Source organism: Polynucleobacter brandtiae (assembly GCF_002797575.1).
In the GTDB taxonomy this organism is placed as follows: Bacteria; Pseudomonadota; Gammaproteobacteria; order Burkholderiales; family Burkholderiaceae; genus Polynucleobacter; species Polynucleobacter brandtiae.
Map to the genome: position 1 here is coordinate 489,612 of NZ_PGTX01000001.1, position 18,672 is coordinate 508,283.

The 18,672-nt window shown below is 44.3% G+C and carries 16 protein-coding genes; 7 read left to right on the plus strand and 9 right to left on the minus strand.

What is annotated here, in order from left to right; genetic code table 11:
• Position 1 precedes the first annotated feature (1 nt).
• Genes B0G85_RS02520 through B0G85_RS02535 form a run of 4 tightly spaced genes read left to right on the plus strand, consistent with a single transcriptional unit; the run spans position 2 to position 5,064 of the window.
• Positions 2–2,890, plus strand: coding sequence for a molybdopterin oxidoreductase family protein (locus B0G85_RS02520; RefSeq protein WP_100378854.1), 2,889 nt, complete (start codon positions 2–4; stop codon positions 2,888–2,890).
• Complete coding sequence (locus tag B0G85_RS02525) at positions 2,887–3,543, plus strand: 4Fe-4S dicluster domain-containing protein (protein ID WP_100378855.1); 657 nt, start codon at positions 2,887–2,889, stop codon at positions 3,541–3,543. The genes B0G85_RS02520 and B0G85_RS02525 overlap by 4 nt, the downstream gene beginning before the upstream one ends.
• Positions 3,543–4,478 carry a dimethyl sulfoxide reductase anchor subunit family protein gene (locus B0G85_RS02530; RefSeq protein WP_100378856.1) on the plus strand — a complete coding sequence of 312 codons (936 nt, stop codon included), beginning with the start codon at positions 3,543–3,545 and terminating at the stop codon, positions 4,476–4,478. The genes B0G85_RS02525 and B0G85_RS02530 overlap by 1 nt, the downstream gene beginning before the upstream one ends.
• A gap of 13 nt (positions 4,479–4,491) precedes the next feature.
• A complete protein-coding gene (locus tag B0G85_RS02535; RefSeq protein ID WP_100378857.1) occupies positions 4,492–5,064 on the plus strand; it encodes a nitroreductase family protein in 573 nt (190 codons plus the stop codon).
• A 57-nt stretch (positions 5,065–5,121) separates the two neighbouring features.
• Here the strand turns inward: B0G85_RS02535 and xsc are convergent, their stop codons facing one another.
• Positions 5,122–6,930: a sulfoacetaldehyde acetyltransferase gene (gene xsc / locus B0G85_RS02540; RefSeq protein ID WP_100378858.1), complete on the minus strand. Its 1,809-nt coding sequence runs from the start codon at positions 6,928–6,930 to the stop codon at positions 5,122–5,124.
• 143 nt (positions 6,931–7,073) lie between these two features.
• Between xsc and B0G85_RS02545 the strand changes: the two genes are divergently transcribed.
• Positions 7,074–8,060 (plus strand): AAA family ATPase, encoded by a 987-nt coding sequence (locus B0G85_RS02545; protein WP_100378859.1) that lies wholly within the window; start codon positions 7,074–7,076, stop codon positions 8,058–8,060.
• Between the two features lie 14 nt (positions 8,061–8,074).
• On the plus strand, positions 8,075–9,805 hold the full coding sequence (locus B0G85_RS02550; protein ID WP_100378860.1) for a cobaltochelatase CobT-related protein: 1,731 nt from the start codon (positions 8,075–8,077) through the stop codon (positions 9,803–9,805).
• A 179-nt stretch (positions 9,806–9,984) separates the two neighbouring features.
• Here B0G85_RS02550 and B0G85_RS02555 read toward each other — a convergent pair whose 3' ends face one another.
• From B0G85_RS02555 to B0G85_RS02570, 4 genes are read right to left on the minus strand one after another with little or no spacing between them, the layout of a single operon-like run.
• Complete coding sequence (locus B0G85_RS02555) at positions 9,985–10,704, minus strand: GntR family transcriptional regulator (protein ID WP_100378861.1); 720 nt, start codon at positions 10,702–10,704, stop codon at positions 9,985–9,987.
• Between the two features lie 7 nt (positions 10,705–10,711).
• Positions 10,712–11,884, minus strand: coding sequence for a UxaA family hydrolase (locus B0G85_RS02560; RefSeq protein ID WP_100378862.1), 1,173 nt, complete (start codon positions 11,882–11,884; stop codon positions 10,712–10,714).
• Positions 11,885–11,924: 40 nt separating this feature from the next.
• The gene (locus B0G85_RS02565) at positions 11,925–12,206 is read right to left on the minus strand and encodes a flagellar biosynthesis protein FlgA (RefSeq protein WP_100379154.1); all 282 of its coding nucleotides are present in this window, start codon (positions 12,204–12,206) and stop codon (positions 11,925–11,927) included.
• Positions 12,207–12,238: 32 nt separating this feature from the next.
• The gene (locus B0G85_RS02570) at positions 12,239–13,249 is read right to left on the minus strand and encodes an Ldh family oxidoreductase (RefSeq protein WP_100379155.1); all 1,011 of its coding nucleotides are present in this window, start codon (positions 13,247–13,249) and stop codon (positions 12,239–12,241) included.
• A 317-nt stretch (positions 13,250–13,566) separates the two neighbouring features.
• Between B0G85_RS02570 and B0G85_RS02575 the strand changes: the two genes are divergently transcribed.
• Entirely contained in the window at positions 13,567–14,553 is a 987-nt protein-coding gene (locus B0G85_RS02575) for a Bug family tripartite tricarboxylate transporter substrate binding protein (RefSeq protein WP_100378863.1), read from the plus strand.
• Between the two features lie 101 nt (positions 14,554–14,654).
• Here the strand turns inward: B0G85_RS02575 and B0G85_RS02580 are convergent, their stop codons facing one another.
• From B0G85_RS02580 to B0G85_RS02595, 4 genes are all read right to left on the minus strand, one after another.
• Entirely contained in the window at positions 14,655–15,368 is a 714-nt protein-coding gene (locus B0G85_RS02580; protein ID WP_157799268.1) for a sulfite exporter TauE/SafE family protein, read from the minus strand.
• 70 nt (positions 15,369–15,438) lie between these two features.
• Positions 15,439–17,175, minus strand: coding sequence for an L-aspartate oxidase (locus B0G85_RS02585; protein ID WP_100378865.1), 1,737 nt, complete (start codon positions 17,173–17,175; stop codon positions 15,439–15,441).
• On the minus strand, positions 17,172–17,783 hold the full coding sequence (locus B0G85_RS02590) for a fumarate hydratase C-terminal domain-containing protein (protein ID WP_100378866.1): 612 nt from the start codon (positions 17,781–17,783) through the stop codon (positions 17,172–17,174). Before B0G85_RS02590 ends, B0G85_RS02585 begins: the two co-directional genes overlap by 4 nt.
• 8 nt (positions 17,784–17,791) lie before the next feature.
• Positions 17,792–18,670 carry a fumarate hydratase gene (locus B0G85_RS02595; protein ID WP_415836274.1) on the minus strand — a complete coding sequence of 293 codons (879 nt, stop codon included), beginning with the start codon at positions 18,668–18,670 and terminating at the stop codon, positions 17,792–17,794.
• Positions 18,671–18,672 lie beyond the last annotated feature (2 nt).

Consider the following 18,672-nt stretch of genomic DNA (forward strand, 5'->3'; position numbering starts at 1 on the left):
TATGTTCAAAATATTTTCCAATGAACCTGTACATGATCCTATTAAGAATACAGCGCCAACTACTGAAATAAAAAAGACAACTTGCTACATGTGTGCTTGCCGCTGTGGAATCAGGGCGCATCTTCGAGATGGTGAATTAGTTTATATAGATGGAAATCCTGATCACCCACTTAATCAGGGTGTCATTTGCGCTAAAGGATCTGCTGGAATTATGAAACAGAAGTCTCCGGCACGCATTACCCAGCCACTCCTAAGAAAGGCGGGTAGTGAAAGAGGTAACGGAGAATTTGAAGCAATTAGCTGGGATAAGGCATTTGAAATACTGACAGAACGGTTAGCAAAGATTCGCGCTAGCGACCCTAAAAAGTTTGCCCTCTTCACTGGCCGCGACCAAATGCAGGCGCTAACCGGTTTATTTGCCCGGCAATTTGGCACACCAAACTATGCAGCACATGGAGGATTTTGCTCGGTGAATATGGCAGCAGGCATGATCTACACAATCGGTGGTAGCTTTTGGGAATTTGGTGGGCCCGATTTAGATCAAGCAAAGTTATTTGTAATGATTGGCACTGCTGAAGACCATCACAGCAACCCAATGAAGATTGCTCTCTCTAAATTTAAAAGAGCAGGCGGCCGCTTCATTTCAATAAATCCGGTGCGTACAGGCTATTCAGCGATTGCAGATGAGTGGATTCCAATTAAACCGGGCACAGACGGCGCCTTATTCATGGCCCTCATGCATGAGTTAATCCGACTAGAAAAATATGATGCGGCTTTTTTAAAGCGCTACAGCAACTCATCCCAACTCGTATGTATGGATTCAGGGCCTGAAGAAGGGCTATTCTTGTATGACCCAGACTCAGACCCACTGAATAGCGACTTACCCCATAACAAATACATATGGGATGAAATATCTCAAAGTGCAAAACCTTGCTTCGCCAAGGAAACTTTACCTACATTGGTGGGTGAATATGTGATGGGCCCTGGTCCACATGAAGGCAAAAAAGTAGTGCCCGCATTCGAACTACTCAGAAGACAAGTTAGCGAAACAAGTCCTGAATGGGCTGCAGCTATTACCGGTATTTCAGAAGAAAGGATCCGTAAGCTTGCACTTGAAATGGCTGATACTGCTTTTGGTCAAGAGTTTGAATTGCCAATCCCTTGGACTGACTCATGGGGTGAAAAACATAACTCCGTCACGGGTAGGCCAGTAGCATTTCATGCTATGCGAGGACTATCTGCGCACTCTAATGGCTTCCAAACAACTCGAGGTCTAGCTGTATTGATGTCCTTACTTGGCACCATTGATCGCCCTGGAGGCTTTCGGCATAAAGCACCCTATCCAAGACAAGTACCTCCGAATGCAAAGCCACCCTCTTCTGAGAATGATATTAAGCCTAACACTCCTCTTGCTAAGCCACCGCTTGGCTGGCCAACTCAGCCGGAAGATCTGGCTCTAGATTCTCAAGGCAAGCCATTGCGAATTGATAAGGCCTATTCCTGGGAGCACCCATTAGCAGCCCATGGCTTAATGCATAACGTGATTACAAATGCAGTGAAGGGTGATCCCTACTCTATCGATACATTGATGATTTTCATGGCTAATATGTCCTGGAATTCCACCATGAATACGATGGAAGTTCGGGAGCATCTTAATTCTAAAAATGAAGATGGTGAATTTAAGATTCCTTTTTTAGTCGTCTGCGATGCATTTCAATCCGAAATGGTGGATTTTGCAGATTTAGTTCTGCCAGATACAACCTATCTTGAACGCCATGATGTCATGAGTATGTTAGATAGACCTATTTCAGAATTTGATGGCCCAGTGGACTCTGTACGAATTCCTGTACTAGAGCCCCTAGGAGAATGTAAGCCATTTCAAGAGGTCTTAATTGAACTGGCCTCACGTTTAAAGTTTCCGGCATTTACAACTGCTGAAGGAGCGAGAAAGTTTAAAGACTATCCGGACTTTATTACTCGCTTTCAAACTGCACCTGATTCAGGTATTGGATTTCTGGGTGGCTGGCGTGGTGAGAATGGAGACAAGCCACTAAAAGGTGAGCCCAACCCCAATCAGTGGGAAAAGTATGCTGAGAACAATTGTGTTCATCAATATCACATGCCCCCAGAGCATCAATACATGCGAAATTGGAATAAGGGATACCTTGATTTCTCCAAGGAAAATGCCCTACGACAAAAAAATGACCCCATCATGATTGCTGTCTATTCCGACATCTTACAAAGATTCAGACTAGCTGCTACTGGTAAGCGTCCAGGAGCACAACCTCCTGAGCACCTAAAGGCGCGCATCTTTAAATATTTTGATCCGCTCCCCTTTTGGTATCCCCCACTTGAAGATGAAGTAACTGACTTAAATAAATTCACTCTGAATGCCATCACGCAACGTCCGATGGCGATGTATCACTCATGGGACTCACAAAACGCCTGGTTAAGACAGATACATAGCCATAACTATTTATATGTCAATACGCAAACCGCCTTAGCAGCCGGCATTGCAGATGGGGCATGGATGTGGATTGAATCCCAATGGGGTAAGGTGAAATGTATGGCAAGACATTCAGAGGCAGTTGATCCAGGCACAGTCTGGACTTGGAATGCCATAGGTAAGGCGGAATCTGCTTGGAGTCTTAGCAGTGATGCTGATGAGTCCAAGAAGGGATTTTTATTGAATCACCTAATTACAGAAGAACTCCCTTTAGGTGGCTTTACTGTGAGTAATTCTGATCCGATCACTGGACAAGCTGGCTGGTATGACGTCAGAGTTCGATTAGCCCCTGCAGATGAAAATGAGCCTAAAGAGACATGGCCGCAAGTAAAAGCTTTTGAAGTGCCAGGAATGTCGCTTAAAAAATCCGGAGGAAATCTATGAGTGCCAATAAACAACTTGCCCTCGTCATTGATCTCAATGTCTGTGTTGGATGTCATGCCTGTGTAACGTCCTGCAAAGAGTGGAATACCTCTGGGTCAGCCGGTCCATTGACAGACCTCAATGCCTATGGCGCCAGCCCTAGTGGTACTTTTTTTAACCGCGTACAAACCTTTGAAGCTGGAACCTTCCCAAATACTCAAACTGTACATTTTCCAAAGTCTTGCTTGCATTGTGAGGAGCCGCCTTGTGTGCCAGTTTGCCCTACCGGCGCTAGCTATAAGCGCAAAGAGGATGGAATTGTATTGGTTGATTATGACAAATGCATAGGCTGCAGCTACTGCTCTTGGGCTTGCCCCTATGGTGCTAGAGAACTTGATCAAGAACGCCAAGTAATGACAAAGTGCACCCTGTGTGTGGACAGAATTTATAGCGAAACCTTACCCGAATCTGAAAGAAAGCCTGCCTGCGTGATGGCTTGCCCAACTAGTGCCCGTATTTTTGGTGATGTACATGATCCCGAGTCTGATGCAAGTAAAGCAATTAAAGAACGGGGTGGGTATGCGTTGATGCCAGAATGGGAAACCCAACCAGCAAATCACTATCTACCGCGCTCGATTATGGAAACTATTGAAGCAGCAAGGAATGACAACTAATGCGTCCACAATTTTCAATCATTATTTTTACAACCCTTGCAGGCATGGCTCAAGGCCTGCTATTTTTTTTAGCCTTATTCAGTTTGAATGCTGAACCTATTTCGAGCTCCTTTTTAACTAATCTTGCCTTACCCATTGGGCTTGGACTTCTCATTCTGGGTTTAGTAGCATCTATCTTTCATTTGGGGCGGCCTGAGCGTGCTTGGCGTTCAGCAACGATGTGGCGTACCTCCTGGCTGTCAAGAGAGGTAATAGTCTTGCCGGCATTAATGGTTATTACTTGCCTCGCTTATTTTTACGCCTACCTCAATCAAGTTCCGCAGTGGCTTTGGATCGCCCTCTTAATCTCTACGGTTATTCTTTGGATTTGTACCGCCAAAATCTATCAGTGCATACGTTTTATCCAAGAATGGTCACATCCTTCGACTATGAGTAACTTTATACTTTTGGGCATGAGCTCAGGGTTCATTTTGCTCGAACTACTCTTAGCTCTTTGGGGCGAACCTATGAACGGAATTAGTAATAGTAGTTTATCGATTCTTGCCTTTATCCTCTTATTCATATCACTTAATCTCAAGCTATGGATCTGGCGCCGCAATAAAGGCTTGAAGCCTGTCTCCACCTTGGCTTCAGCTACTGGCATCAAAGGGAATCCTATTCGTCAAACATCGATGGGATTAATGGGCGGAAGCTTTAATACTCGAGAATTTTTTCATCATCAAACGGATCGGGTCATCAGTAACATTCGTAAAGTGATTCTCTTATGCGCCTATGTTTTGCCGATGATTCTCATCGCCAGCACTATTAGCAACCCGAACACCTCACTGATTGCCCTATCCTTATTCATTAATGTTATCGGCTTACTTGCTGAAAGATGGATGTTCTTTGCTGAGGCAAATCACCCACAAAACCTCTATTACCAAAGAGTCTCATGAACAACAACTTACTATGATGAGTCAATTTGCAGAACAACTCATTCATGGTAGAACCCATGTATCCCCTAAAAGACTGGGGAGTCCAGGCCCTAATCTAGCGCAAAAAGAACAAATCTTACTAGCAGCAAATGCGGCTCCCGATCATGGAAGGATGGTTCCATGGCGCTTTGTAGAAATTGGGGAAAGTAGTCGGGCTCTTTTAGGCGAGGTATTTTATCAATGCCTACTTGAGCGAGATACTGATGCCACTTCAACTCAGTTACAAGAAGCAAGAGATAAAGCATTTCGAGGGCCACTCCTCTTACTGGCTATTGCAAACTATCAAGACTCCAATATTCAAATCAGCAAGCAAGAGAAATTAATTTCATTAGGATGCGCTATTCAGAATATCCTTTTGAGCGCTAATGCGCTAGCTTTTGGTTCTGGACTATCTAGTGGCAAAGCACTGCAGAGCCACAGAATTCGGATACTTTTTGAACTCTCTAGTGAAGAAGAACCCATCTGCTTTATTACGATCGGTACAGTGCTTAAAGAGAAGTTGGGTCGAGCTCGCCCAAGCTTAGCTGACTACTTCTCTATTTTTTAATAGATTAAATAAAAAAACCCAGCTAGGCTGGGTCTTTTAAATTCAAATAATTGAAACTTAAACGTAATCCTTATATTTATCTAAGAACCGTACAGGCTTCGACAATGCATCACGGCGGAAGGGGTCACCCAATTCACGAGTACACATAATCTCAATCACACAGGTCTTACCCTCGTTCATTTGCATATCAACCGCCTTCTTAAGTGCAGGGCCCACTTGATCAAGCTGATCAACAATAATTCCCTCAGCACCCATGGATTGGGCCATAGTAGCAAAACTTGGACTCTCTAATTCGCCAGCAACAAAGCGCCGGTTATAAAAATCAACCTGATTCTTTTTCTCTGCACCCCACTGACGATTATGGAATACAACTGCTGTTACTGGAATGTCATGACGAACTGCAGTCAAAATTTCCACCATACTCATAGCCCATGCACCATCGCCAGCATAAGCAATCGCAGGACGTTCAGGAGCGGCAGCTTTAGCACCAATCACTGTAGGCAATGCATAACCGCAATTACCAAAGCTCATCGGAGCTAAAAAGCTTCTTGGTTTTTCAAATCGCAAATAACTGTTAGCTACTGAATTGATATTACCAATATCGGTTGATACCATCACATCAGCAGGCATTGCTTTTTCAAGTTCACGCAACACTTGACGTGGATGTAAGTAAGTTCCACCAGTTGGTGTTTTTTCTTGCTTTTGCTCTTCAATCATATCCAAGCTGAAGGAATCTTTTTCATGGGTCCACTCATCTAGCTCTTTTTCCCAAGCAGCCTTCTCTGAGGCAATCGTTTTTGCACGGTCCGCTTTCGAAGAATCGCAGGCCAAAGTCTTACCATCTAAGCGTTTGGTTAAGGCAATTGCAGCGGCCTTAGCATCACCACAAATACCTACAGAAATCTTCTTAACTAAGCCTAACATTTTATTGTCAGCATCAATTTGAATAATCTTGGCATTCTTAGGCCAATAGTCCATGCCATGTTGGGGCAAAGTTCCAAAAGGCCCAAGGCGTGAGCCCAATGCAACCACCACGTCAGCCTGGGATATTAACTTCATTGCCGCTTTAGAGCCTTGGTAGCCTAGAGGGCCGCACCATAAAGGGTGACTGGCTGGGAAAGAGTCATTATGCAAGTAACTATTCACCACCGGGGCGCCAAGTCTTTCAGCCAAGGCTTTACATTCTTCAACCGCATCACCCATAACTACGCCACCACCAGAAATAATCACTGGAAATTTTGCATTAGCTAATAGCTCAGCCGCTTCATCCAAACTCTTTTCGCCACCATGACCGCGATCCAAGCGATTTGGCTGCGGAATCTCCACTTCAATTTCCCCGTAAAAGTAATCACGAGGAATATTTAACTGGGTTGGACCCATCTCTGACATAGCGCGATCAAAGCAGCGGCCCGTAAATTCAGCCATTCTTTTTGGGTTATTTACATGTCCCTGATATTTAGTGAACTCTTCAAACATCGGCAATTGATTGGCTTCTTGAAAGCCACCTAAGCCCATACCCATCGTTCCCGTTTCTGGCGTGATCATTACAACTGGGGTGTGCGCCCAATAGGCCGCCGCAATAGCTGTAACGCAATTACTAATACCAGGACCGTTCTGTGCAATCACCACACCATGACGACCACTAACGCGCGCATAGCCATCAGCCATGTGGGCACCGCCCTGCTCATGAACAACCGGAATCAAGCGAATACCTGCAGGGGCAAAGATATCCATTGCATCCATAAAAGCGGAACCCATAATTCCAAAGATATCTGTCACCTGATTAGCGGCCATTGTTTCCACAAAGGCTTCAGATGGGGTCATTTTTTGGGGGCCAACAGGTAATTTAGCGCCAGACTGGGACATAAAGCTCTCCTAAATATTCGATTAAATGGAACGATTTGTTCTACAATATTGATAATAATGGTGTTATTTTGTTAAAGTCAAGCATATAAACTCCAATCTGGAATATATTTCACAAGATATTAAGACCTCTAAAAGTAGATAAGATGACTGAAAGCCCTAGTTCACACAATTTAACTCATGCCCAGCCAGATCTCTTGGTTGGACTGCACACTATCTTCCCGGAATGTAAAAGCTACGCTGATTTTCAAATTCCGGTTTTTAGCCAGTTATCCGATCTTGTTCCACCTGTGGACCCGGCTTATCAATTAAATCCTGAAGCTACCCTAGCTATTCTGGCTGGCTTTGCCTTCAATAGGAGGGTAATGCTCCAAGGAATGCACGGTACCGGTAAATCTACTCATATAGAGCAGGTGGCTGCGCGTTTAAATTGGCCTTGTTTACGCATCAACCTCGATGGACAAATTACCCGTATGGACCTGATTGGCAAGGATACGATAATCCTCGCAGACGGAAAGCAGATTACCCGCTTTCAAGAAGGCTTAATTCCTTGGAGCTTACAGCGCCCGATTGCACTGATTTTGGATGAATATGATGCAGGTCAGCCTGATGTGATGTTTGTGATTCAACGCATGCTTGAGCGAGAAGGAAAACTCACCCTCTTAGATCAAAATAGAGTGATCGAACCGCATCCTGCATTTCGGATATTCGCCACTAGTAATACTGTTGGACTAGGGAATTGGAATGGGCTCTATCAAGGAACCCAACTACTCAATCATGGCCAAATGGATCGATGGGACATTGTTGCTGCCCTTAACTATCTTGCGCCGCAGGAGGAACAAAAGATCCTATTATCGAAAGTCCCAGAACTTTCCCCTGAACAATCGGAACAAATGATTGCTCTTGCCAATCTCACAAGGGCGGGTTTTGAGGCCGGGGACCTCTCCACTCTCATGTCCACTAGAACCCTGATCACCTGGGGCGAAAATTGGCGCATCTTTAAAGATTTTCATCTAGCATTTGCCTTAGCATTTTTAAATAAATGCGAAGCAGAGGAAAAGATATTGATTGCTGAATATTTCCAGAGGTGCTTTGCTGTAGAGCTTCATCCAGATACAACATTAAATCAATAAACTACTGATCAAGCGTGCAAACCCAAAATCATCAGGATTTCGAAGAACAAAAGCAATATGGCGCGATGATCAGGTCGTTGTCAGGTGATATGAGCGCCCAAATTAGAGACTGGAGATTATTTCATCGAGGTGCGCCATTTGATTCAATCGCGCCCCACCTCCAGCTTGAGAATTTAAAGGCTACCTGGTCATATCCACGCGGGCTTATTGATGGCATCGCTTTACGCTTACGATATTCCGACTCAGATTTACACAAATTGCTAAGTCCGACAGGAATGGTTGAGTCACTAATATTTGAAGTGCTGGAGCAGCTAAGAGTTGAAAGTATTTGCCCAAAAAGTCTTAAGGGGAGCAGGCAAAATATTCAGACTCAGTTTATGTCGTGGACACAACAATTTATCGCTACGGGTGGGGTCGAAGGCAGTATTGGACTTTTACTAATTACCGTCTTTTCAACGGTATGGATGAAGCTTAATGGCCAAGAAATGCCACATCTGATACAAGATATAGTGGAGTCTACACGTGCAGGAATAGCCGACAGCATCGGGCATTTACTCGTCGCACTCAAAAAATATCGTCAGGATCAAACGGCTTACTCAAAAGTATCTATCGAGGTAGTGAGGTTAGTTGCTCAATTTATTGAAGAGGAATATCGAGATAATCCCAGCATTCGGAGTAAGCGAAAAAAACAAAGTTCCTCACTATTACAGATCGAATGGATTCCTCCAAATACGGAAAAAAACCAAGCATATCGTGCAGTTCTTGGCCAATCCTCATATGAAAAAAATCTCTATCTAAGACAAGCCCTCAATAATTATCATGTTTATGACGATACTTATGATATTGAAATTGAAGCCCAGAAAAAAATTCGACCTGCTCAATTAGCTATTTACCAAGAAGATTTAAACAAGGCACTCAGTTCTGAAAATATTCCATGGGCAAAACTAACCCGCCACTATCAGCAGCTTTTTTCAACACGTATTTACAACAAGTGGAGGGTGACAGAAGCTGAAGGGTTAATTGATCGGAGATACCTTATTCGAGCTGCAACTTCACCATTACAGCCGATACTGCATAAGCAGCCTTACCAATACCCAAAGCCAAAGGCAAAATTTACCCTTTTGATCGACTGCTCAGGATCTATGAAGGAACAGCGTATTCAGATTGCCTGCTGTGTCGATGCTTTAGTCAGAATTCTAGATCAAGCGCATATACAAACTGAAGTTTTAGGATACAGCACTAGGGCCTGGCAAGGCGGCAGACCTTTTAAGGCGTGGAAAAAAAATGGTCAGGAAGCAAACCCAGGACGACTTAATGAACGTGCCCACTGGATCTTCAAGAATTTTCATACGAGCTGGCGGCGATCAAGATCAGGAATAGCCGCTCTATTGAGGCCTGAAATCTATACAGAGAGTGTTGATGGTGAAGCACTGCTATGGGCAGCAGAACGCTTACAAAAAAGTGATGTTGGACAAAGCTCAAATAAAAAACTTATTCTCTTTTCCGATGGCTGTCCAATGGATCGAGCCACCATTGAAGCGAATGGCGATGAGTTTCTAAAGAATCACTTATTAAAAGCCATTGCTTGGTGCGAGCAGCAGCATCTAGAATTGTGGGGATGTGGAATAGGAGAGGAATTGCGGCCCTACTTCCAAAATAGATTAAGCTGGACTAATGACGCTTTCACTTTATCGAAAACTTTACAACATTGGGCTTATGAATTCAAAACAACATCCATGGCATGAAGAATTATTGCGGATTTGGATGGTGCTGAATAAATAGTTATCCAGGAAGTGAGATATCTTCAGTTCATGAGCATCAGCGCTCGAAATTCATTAGGCTACTGCGTGAGCATAACGGCTTTAAGCAAACTGAAAGACCGACAGACCTAGTAAATTTTTTTGTATTAATCTCAGCATAAAAACTAAACAACCAGTTCACTAAAATACTCATGCTGATCGGTATTCAGGGTAGATATGCGCCATTCCAATGGTTCATCCTGAATACCAAGCGCAACACGGCGAATAACCAGCACAGGGCTATCAGGCCTAACTTCGAGCCATTCACCATACTGTTTTCCGGCCAATCCAGCCCTTAAGCGTTCATTACTTTTCACTACAGTTTGGTCAAATTTCATTTGATACATCTGGTAGATACTACCCTCACGATAAATAAAATCAGCACGTGTCAGATTCTTAAACCGATTTTTATCTAAAGTAATGTGGTCAATCATGACGCACTGCCCCTCTAAGGAGAGGCGATTAGTAATCCTCCAAACAGGTGAGCCTTCTTTGATCCGCAACTTCATAGCCTCTTCTTTACTAGCTATTGCGCTATTGAGTGAGACCAATTCAACCTGAGGATTAACTTTTTTATCTACATCATGCTTCACAACATGAAAAAAATAATACAACAGTCTTTTTAAATCGTGTTCAGCAACATAAGTACCCCTGCCTTGGCGACGAACCACAATACCCTCTGCTACCAACTCATCTACTGCTTTACGCAGAGTTCCTATCGATACATCGAGCTCTTTTGATAAATCTTTTTCAGCTGGCAAGGCCTGCCCCATCAAAAATCGACCCCTGACCAGATCTTCGGTGATCTTTTGCTTTACTTCTTGATAAGCGGTCAGGGATTTCATTTTTAACTTAAGCTGATTCGTACAAACGAGTTAATACAAACTCACGGTGACCCAGAATCTCGGAAGCCGTTAGCTCACCATCAGCAGTGCGCTGTAAGCAATCCAACAACTTGTCACCCGCCTCATCCATATTTTCTTCACGACGTAAGAGACCAGATACATCCACGTCGATATGCTCGCCCATAGTGCGAACTGTTTTAGGATTGGCACAAATCTTGATCACGGGAAGAATAGCATTGCCAATCACGTTACCCTGCCCCGTTGGGAAGAAGTGCGCTGTAAAACCAGCTGCTGCGCATAATGTCACCATCTCCGCAGCTGCTGAAGAAGAGTCCATAAAGTGTAGGCCGCTTATTTTGGGCTCTTCACCCTTTTCAAGTACGCTATCGACAATACATTTTTTACCAATTTTTTGAATATTGCCTAAAGCTTTTTCTTCGATCGTAGTTAAACCACCGGCGATATTACCTTTAGTTGGCTGTGAATCAGATAAGTCACTGGTTTTATGACGCTCAATCACATCCTGATAACGATCAAATACCTCGCGGAATTTTTTCTTTATTTCAGGAGTGCGGCAACGTGCTTCCACTAAATGCTCACCACCAGTAAGCTCAGTAGTTTCACCGAAGACTAATGTAGAACCAATTTCATACAGCTTGTCGAAGGCATCACCAACGGATGGATTTGCACCACAGCCTGAAGTAGTATCCGACTCACCACACTTAGTCGATACCCATAACTCTGACAGAGGGGCAGCAACTCGTTTTTGCTTAGAAGCGTGCTTGACCATGTTGTAAGCAGATTTGCTGGCAGAGGCAATGGTTGATGTGTCGCCATTCCCTTCAATCCAGAAACCTTCCACAGGCTTACCAGATGCCTTAATACCATCAACAACGATCTTAGTCCACTGCGGCTCAATACCAATCACAACGACAGCGGCAACGTTCGGATTGCAACCTGTACCGATCAAAGTACGGAAATGCAAATCTAAGTCGGCACCAAACTGCAAACGGCCGTAGGAATGAGGAATAGCCATAGTACCCTTGATGTTATTGGCCACTGCTTCACACGCAGCATTAGATAAGTCATCTAAGGGCAAAATTAATACATGGTTACGAATACCCATGCGGCCATTCTCACGGCGATAACCTAAGAAGGTTGCGTCTTTCAAATTATTCATTTCTTATCTTTCTCAATGAGTGGGGGATTACAAGCTTGGATTACCAACGCTTTGTTTTTACATTTTGGACATGCAGGTGCTCGCCTTTTTTAATTGGGGCTACTACCTTGCCAATATCAACGCCGTATTTGATGATCGTGTCACCAGTTTTGAAATCGTTCAGTGAAATCTTGTGGCCAATCGGAATATCACTTTCTGACTTGATGTTTAAGGTGAGGTCTCCATCCATAACCCAACCAATTAAGTCAGCCCCCGCTTTTACCCCTTCAACTACTACTACTCCTACGCCATCTGCTGGCTCATGCACGACAAAATGGATCATTTCCTTCTCCTCTTCAATCTCGTTTTTAGAAACTACCCAGTCCAAGACTGGCGGATGCCAGCCTGAATTTCCTCTACAACTACATCTGAAATGGTGATGCCCTGTTTCAAACCAGACTCTCGCTGATGAAAACGACGCTGCCCCGGTAAACGAGTTCCCGCATCCGCCGCTAATGTTTGCAAAAAATTATGCATCTTGCTAGCAAATATGCCGGGGCCTGCTAAGCCTGCATCAATCGTAAGAATTAACTGTCCGATACGAGGGCGATTTCCTTTTGCATCAAAGAATGAGTCAGCCTCATAAGAAAACTGGCTACCTGAAAGTCCAACTACTAGTAACTCAATAATGAGGGCCAGTAATGCACCTTTGTCCCCACCCATTGGTACCATCAAGCCCTTTAGCCCTTGCTGCGGATCAGTGGTTGGCTCGCCTTCAGCAGTTAATGCCCAACCCTCAGGGATTGATTCGCCCTTTTTAGCGGCAATTAATAGCTTGCCTCGAGCAACAGCAGACAAAGACATATCCACTACTAAGGGATTACCTCTCCCGGTCGGAAAAGCTGCAGCCAAAGGATTGGTGCCAAATATAGCTTTGGATCCGCCAACCATTGGCATCGCTGCTGGCGTATTGCCAAATAGTAAGGAAATATAACCAGCACGGGCTGCAGCCTCTACATAGTGGCCAGCTACACCAAAATGATGACTGTTGGTGACGGCAACTAACCCAACGCCCGATTTAGAAGCTAAATTGACAGATAAGTCCGTTGCCAAACGAAGTGCTGGAAACGCTAAGCCATCACCAGCGTCAACTAACGCTGCAGATGACTTAAAGGTTTTCACTTTAACTTTAGGGGCCAGCTCCACTCTTCCATTTTTGGCATGAGCAGCATATTGCGAAACTCTTGATAAACCATGTGAGGCCAATCCATCGAGTTCAGCTAGGGCTAAAAATTGGGCAGTTTGATGAGCGGTCTTTGCACTGATGCCTGCAGACCGCAGACCCGTTTCGGCCAATGCGAGCAATTCTGAATAAGCTAAATGCATGGTTGCAATCTTATTAAAGACACGACTCCGTAAACCCGCATAAAACACAGGGTTTCTAGGCCTTGACTTGAGGTAGCTTTAGAGGTCAAAATAGATGACATATTTGAATCATATAGATGATTTAGATAACATGCAATACCCTAGTAGCAGTAAAACTCAATTCATGATGAAATGCCACGAATACAAAGTGGCACTCATAAAAAATTGGGGGAGACAGTGTTGATGCATATACATACAACTATTCAATATAAGTAGTGCATATTTTTTGATGTTAAAGCGACTAAGATACAAAGGTCACACACCCACTGGAGACACCTATGTTTAAAACAAAGAAGCATCAACTCGGTAGACGAATTGTTTTATTAGCGGGAGCGCTTGCCCTCACAATGCCCTTCCTAGCTAATGCCCAATCATGGCCAACAAAACCCATCAAGCTGGTTATTCCATTTGCAGCTGGAGGTACCACTGATATCTTAGGGAGGCTACTGGCGCAGCAACTCACAAAAGACTTGGGGCAAAATGTTATTGTAGAAAATAAAGGGGGCGCTGGGGGTAATATCGCCGCTGAATTTGTTGCGCAATCCTCTGCAGACGGCTACACCATCATGCTGGTTTCTGGAAGCATGCTGACAGTAAACCCCAATCTATATAAGAAACTGCCAGTGAACTACAGTAAAGATTTTGTCAATATTACCAATGTCGCCAGCGGTCCTATGCTGCTATCAGTCAGTGGTAAGATTCCCGTAAAAAATCTAAGTGAGTTTATTACTTACGCAAAAACTAAAGATCTTAATTTTGGATCTGCAGGCATCGGCAGCCAGGTCCATATGGCCGGTGAAAATCTGACATATTCCGCTAATATCCCTGCAACACATGTTCCATACAAAGGTGAGTCAGCTGCAATCAATGATCTTGTTGCAGGACAAATTGACTTTATGGTTGGTAACCTTACAGCAGCAACTGGATTTGCAAAAGCAGGTCAAATTAAGCCCATTGCTGTTACTAGCGCAAAGCGAGTCAAGCAATTACCTGATGTGCCAACTGTTGCAGAAAGTGGTATTCCAGGATTCGAAACTACCGGTTGGTTTGGTTTAGTGGCTCCCGCCAACACGCCCAAAGTAATCACAGATAAGATTTATGATGCCACTGTAAAAGCAGTAAATTCAGAGGCGATGAAGAAGAGCCTGGATCTTAATGGATTAACTCCAGTAGTTAGCTCTCAAAAAGAGTTTGATGCACAGATAAAATCTGAGTCAGCGAACTGGGAAAAAGTGATTAAAGGTCGCAATATTAGCGCTCAATAATTACTTTCTTCACGAAAAATAGAAAGCGAGGATTTATCCTCGCTTTTTTTACTCAAAGAGTGTTGAAATCCTGCAAGCCCAATTAGTCAAACATCAATACATTACATCAGCTGCTTTAAAAGCAGCATCGATCCCGAGAAAAGTAAAATCATACCGACTGAACGCTTCATTGCGGTCTGGCTTAACCTTTTATGAAACCTGGTCCCCGCAGCAATCCCCAGAAATAATGGCACCATCATCGTTGCTGCCAAAACCAATACATCCCAAGTCAGAATTAAATCTACGACCAACATAAAAACTAGCCGCAAAAAAGTAAGCATAAAAATAGCAAATGCCATTGTCGCGCGGAGTACTTTAGGACTCCCAATGCGCATTCCTAAATAAGAGACATAAATAGGTCCGCCGGTCGCAAATAAAGCGGTAAAAATACCGCCAGCAATACCGAAAGGTAATGCCCACCAACGGTTAATTACTGTATGCGTCAAGGATGACTTTTGCATCAAAATACGAAAACCATTACCTGCCGCAAAGATACCCAGGGCAAGCAGTAAAGGTTCGCTTGGCGATTTAATTAAGAGAATGATTCCTAGTCCCATGCCCACTAATGTGAATGGGACTAGCCAAATCAACTCTGACTTATTTGCATCGCCAGAGACTTTCCTCCCTAAATATAAAGATGCGCAAATATCCATAATGACCATCATCGGTACAACAGTCTTTAATGGGTACAGTTGCACAAGCAGTGGCACTGCAACGATAGAAGAGCCAAACCCAGACACACCAAAAATAAAATAGGCGCTGAAAATGATCAGCACAGAAAGTACTAGCGGTAAGGGGTGTAGAATCTCAAAAATAAGATAGCACCATCATTAGGGCTGCCAACAGTTAAACAATTTCTTCTACTAATATCGTTTCGCCTGGTTTCACCATGGTAAATAACACCGGCCTTTTCTCGATACTCAGAGTACTGTCTCGTAGTTGTACTGCTGTGAAATAAGAGCGCTCTAGAGATCCAGGCTCAGGAAAATCTTCCCGATAATGCGCCCCCCGTGAATTCTCGCGAACCAATGCCGCCTCTGTCACTGTCTTGCTGACTAAAATTAAGTTACGTAGATTCATCCAGTCTTGCCACGTGAGGTTATATGCGCGATCAATATCTCCCACTCCCATCTGACCGAGTGACTGATCTAGCTCATCTAATTTCATTTGAGCACGCAATAAGCTCTCCCGTGTTCGAGAGATACCCACGTCGGTCCACATACATTCTGCAAGTTGGTCACGAATCGATTCAATATCACCTGGAGCTCTCAAAAGCGGAGCCTCATGCGCTTGGATGCTGGCAATGACTTCGCTCATGTTGCATGGGGCTAGGGATTGGTTGGTAACCCACTTTGCCATTACATCTCCAGCAATACCACCAAAAACAGTAGAATTGGCAACTCCGTTACCACCCAAGCGGTTTGCGCCATGTACGCCACCCGTATCCTCACCGGCAGCAAAGAGACCCGGCAGGTCGGTACTGCAGTCAGGGCGAAATACAACACCACCCATCATGTAATGCGCGGTAGGAACTACCTCCACCAAATCTTCAGCAAGATCAAACCCACTATCAGCGCAGCGTTCAACCATTCCTTTAAATAATTTACGGACAGTTTCTGGACCTAAATGACTCATTTGAATATAAACACCACCATTCGGCGATGATCGACCTGCACGAATTTCTGAATTAATAGAGCGCGAGACAATGTCACGGGTAGCCCGCTCATTGCGGGAATCATAATGACCCATAAAACGCTCTTGATCACCATTGAGTAAATATCCACCGGCACCACGCAGACCTTCCTCAAGAACGGTACCAGTCATTCGTGTACCAGGCCCAGCCAACAACCCTGTTGGGTGAAATTGAACCATCTCCATATCTCGCAAAACTAATCCTGCACGCAAGGCCATAGCCAAACCATCGCAACTCTTATCTCCCGATGGTGTATGGTATTTATACATTGTTGGTCCACCGCCTGTTGCAAGCAAGACGGCTTTAGCTCGCACTAAAGTAAATTGACCAGTTTGCATATCAATCATCAACACTCCAGCTAATGATTTACCATCAGCGCTATGAATTAATTCCACTGCGCGATATTCCTCAAGCCGATGAATACCTCTGGCCCAAACCTGCTCTGCCAGGCGATTAATAATTTCAATACCCGTTAGATCCCCCTTGTGGACCGTCCGATCAAAAGTTTGTCCCGCAAAGGCTTTTTGGTGAATCGTGCCATCAGGATTTCGATCAAAAAAGCACCCCAATTCATTTTCTAGCTCTCGAATACGCTCAATAGAAATATTGGCCAATGTCCAGGCAAGCTCTTGATCACATAGCCATTTCCCACCCTCAATTGTGTCCATAAAATGCCGCTCGACCGAATCACCTTCAGCAAGCGCTACGTTATAGCCACCCTGCACCATACGTGTACAACCGCATTTACCTAGCAGCCCTTTGACAGCAATCGTAATATGCAAATCAGGGTTAGTCTGATGAGCATGGAGGGCCGCAAATAGACCAGCGCCACCAGAACCCAAAATAAGAATATCTGTCTCTAAAGTCTTAATATTAGACACAGTGCTCATGATGGAATCCCCAGACTTTTAAGAACTTCAACAGCATTGCGAGCAACATCACTTTTAACTTCCTGATAAATACTTCCGCCATGACTATCCATTGCCACTAGTAATGGCCCAAAATCTTTAATCTTGAAACGCCAAAGGGACTCTGGATTAAGGTCATCCATATCTACATCCTCAATTTGCTCTATCCAAGTAGTTTCTAATGCAGCTGTACCACCGATGATTGCAAGGTAAACACCACCCAACTGCGCAAATGCATCAGCAGAAGCCTCCCGCATTCCACCCTTGCCAACAATCATACGAACACCATTTTGCGTCATGAGCGGCCTTGTAAATCGCTCCATCCGATCAGAGGTTGTTGTACCAATACAAATAGGCTGATAGCCAGCCGGAAATTCTGCACACACTTCAACTTTACGAACATTAGGCGCTGTATGAATCACTGCATGGCCCGATAAGTCAAACTTCGTCTTGCGTCCATGATCAAATAAATGAATCTGAGTTGCGTCCCGAATACCAAATAAAGTGTTTTGTAAAGTGACGGTGTCATTAATCTTCAAACGGCGAATACTAGCTTCGCTTACCGGTGTAGAGAGGTTGTAGTGAGCCATATTCTTTCCTAAAAACCGTAACTAACACCATCAGGCGTAAAGGTAGCGCGCGCGCGTCTTGCAGAGTGACATTGCATATTCACGGCAACTGGATTCATAGTGATGTGGGTTGCAGCTAACTCAACATGCACAGCGAATGCAGTACCATCACCACCGAGACCCTGAGGGCCAATACCTAAGCGATTGACCGCTGCACTGAGTTCTTGCTCTAATTTTGCACCCTCTATATCAGTGCATGCGCTACCAAGCGGTCTTGTTGCAGCTCGCTTAGCCATAGCAACACATAAATCCGATGTTCCACCCACGCCAACCCCAACAATTGTAGGCGGGCAAGTTTTTCCACCAGATGCCACTACACTCTCAATAACGAAAGCTTTCACTCCCAGAATTCCTTCAGCAGGAATAGCCATCTTCAAATAAGAATTATTTTCTGAGCCACTCCCCTTCGGAATCATTTCAATTTCAACAGACTCATCATCGTCACTAAAGTCAATATGAATTGCCGGCATATCAATACCGCAAGAAGTATGATTATTTTTGCGCGTAATGGGATGAACTACTGATGAACGCAGAGGATACTCTGTCGTGGCACGTTCACACCCTTTACGAATAGCCGCCTTTAAGGCAACACCATCAAAGTCCACATTACGACCAATCTTAACGTTATAAATAGGCAAACCCGTATCCTGGCACAGTAAGTTGTCCTCCCGCTCAGCTACGGCAATATTGGTCACCATAGTCTGTAGCACTACCTGGGCACGGCTATCCGACTCTGACTTATTCAGTCGATCAATCCCTAATTTGATATCGTCTGGGAGTATTTTGAGGGCCCGAATATACAGCTCTTTACAAGCCTCTTCGACTACTTTCATTTGTAGCTGCATCATAT

Coding starts and splice junctions, on each gene's coding strand:
- B0G85_RS02520 (WP_100378854.1), top strand. CDS start 2: ATGTTCAAAATATTTTCCAATGAACCTGTACATGATCCTATTAAGAAT.
- B0G85_RS02525 (WP_100378855.1), top strand. CDS start 2,887: ATGAGTGCCAATAAACAACTTGCCCTCGTCATTGATCTCAATGTCTGT.
- B0G85_RS02530 (WP_100378856.1), top strand. CDS start 3,543: ATGCGTCCACAATTTTCAATCATTATTTTTACAACCCTTGCAGGCATG.
- B0G85_RS02535 (WP_100378857.1), top strand. CDS start 4,492: ATGATGAGTCAATTTGCAGAACAACTCATTCATGGTAGAACCCATGTA.
- xsc (WP_100378858.1), bottom strand. CDS start 6,930: ATGTCCCAGTCTGGCGCTAAATTACCTGTTGGCCCCCAAAAAATGACC.
- B0G85_RS02545 (WP_100378859.1), top strand. CDS start 7,074: ATGACTGAAAGCCCTAGTTCACACAATTTAACTCATGCCCAGCCAGAT.
- B0G85_RS02555 (WP_100378861.1), bottom strand. CDS start 10,704: ATGAAATCCCTGACCGCTTATCAAGAAGTAAAGCAAAAGATCACCGAA.
- B0G85_RS02560 (WP_100378862.1), bottom strand. CDS start 11,884: ATGAATAATTTGAAAGACGCAACCTTCTTAGGTTATCGCCGTGAGAAT.
- B0G85_RS02565 (WP_100379154.1), bottom strand. CDS start 12,206: ATGATCCATTTTGTCGTGCATGAGCCAGCAGATGGCGTAGGAGTAGTA.
- B0G85_RS02570 (WP_100379155.1), bottom strand. CDS start 13,249: ATGCATTTAGCTTATTCAGAATTGCTCGCATTGGCCGAAACGGGTCTG.
- B0G85_RS02575 (WP_100378863.1), top strand. CDS start 13,567: ATGTTTAAAACAAAGAAGCATCAACTCGGTAGACGAATTGTTTTATTA.
- B0G85_RS02585 (WP_100378865.1), bottom strand. CDS start 17,175: ATGAGCACTGTGTCTAATATTAAGACTTTAGAGACAGATATTCTTATT.
- B0G85_RS02590 (WP_100378866.1), bottom strand. CDS start 17,783: ATGGCTCACTACAACCTCTCTACACCGGTAAGCGAAGCTAGTATTCGC.
- B0G85_RS02595 (WP_415836274.1), bottom strand. CDS start 18,670: ATGATGCAGCTACAAATGAAAGTAGTCGAAGAGGCTTGTAAAGAGCTG.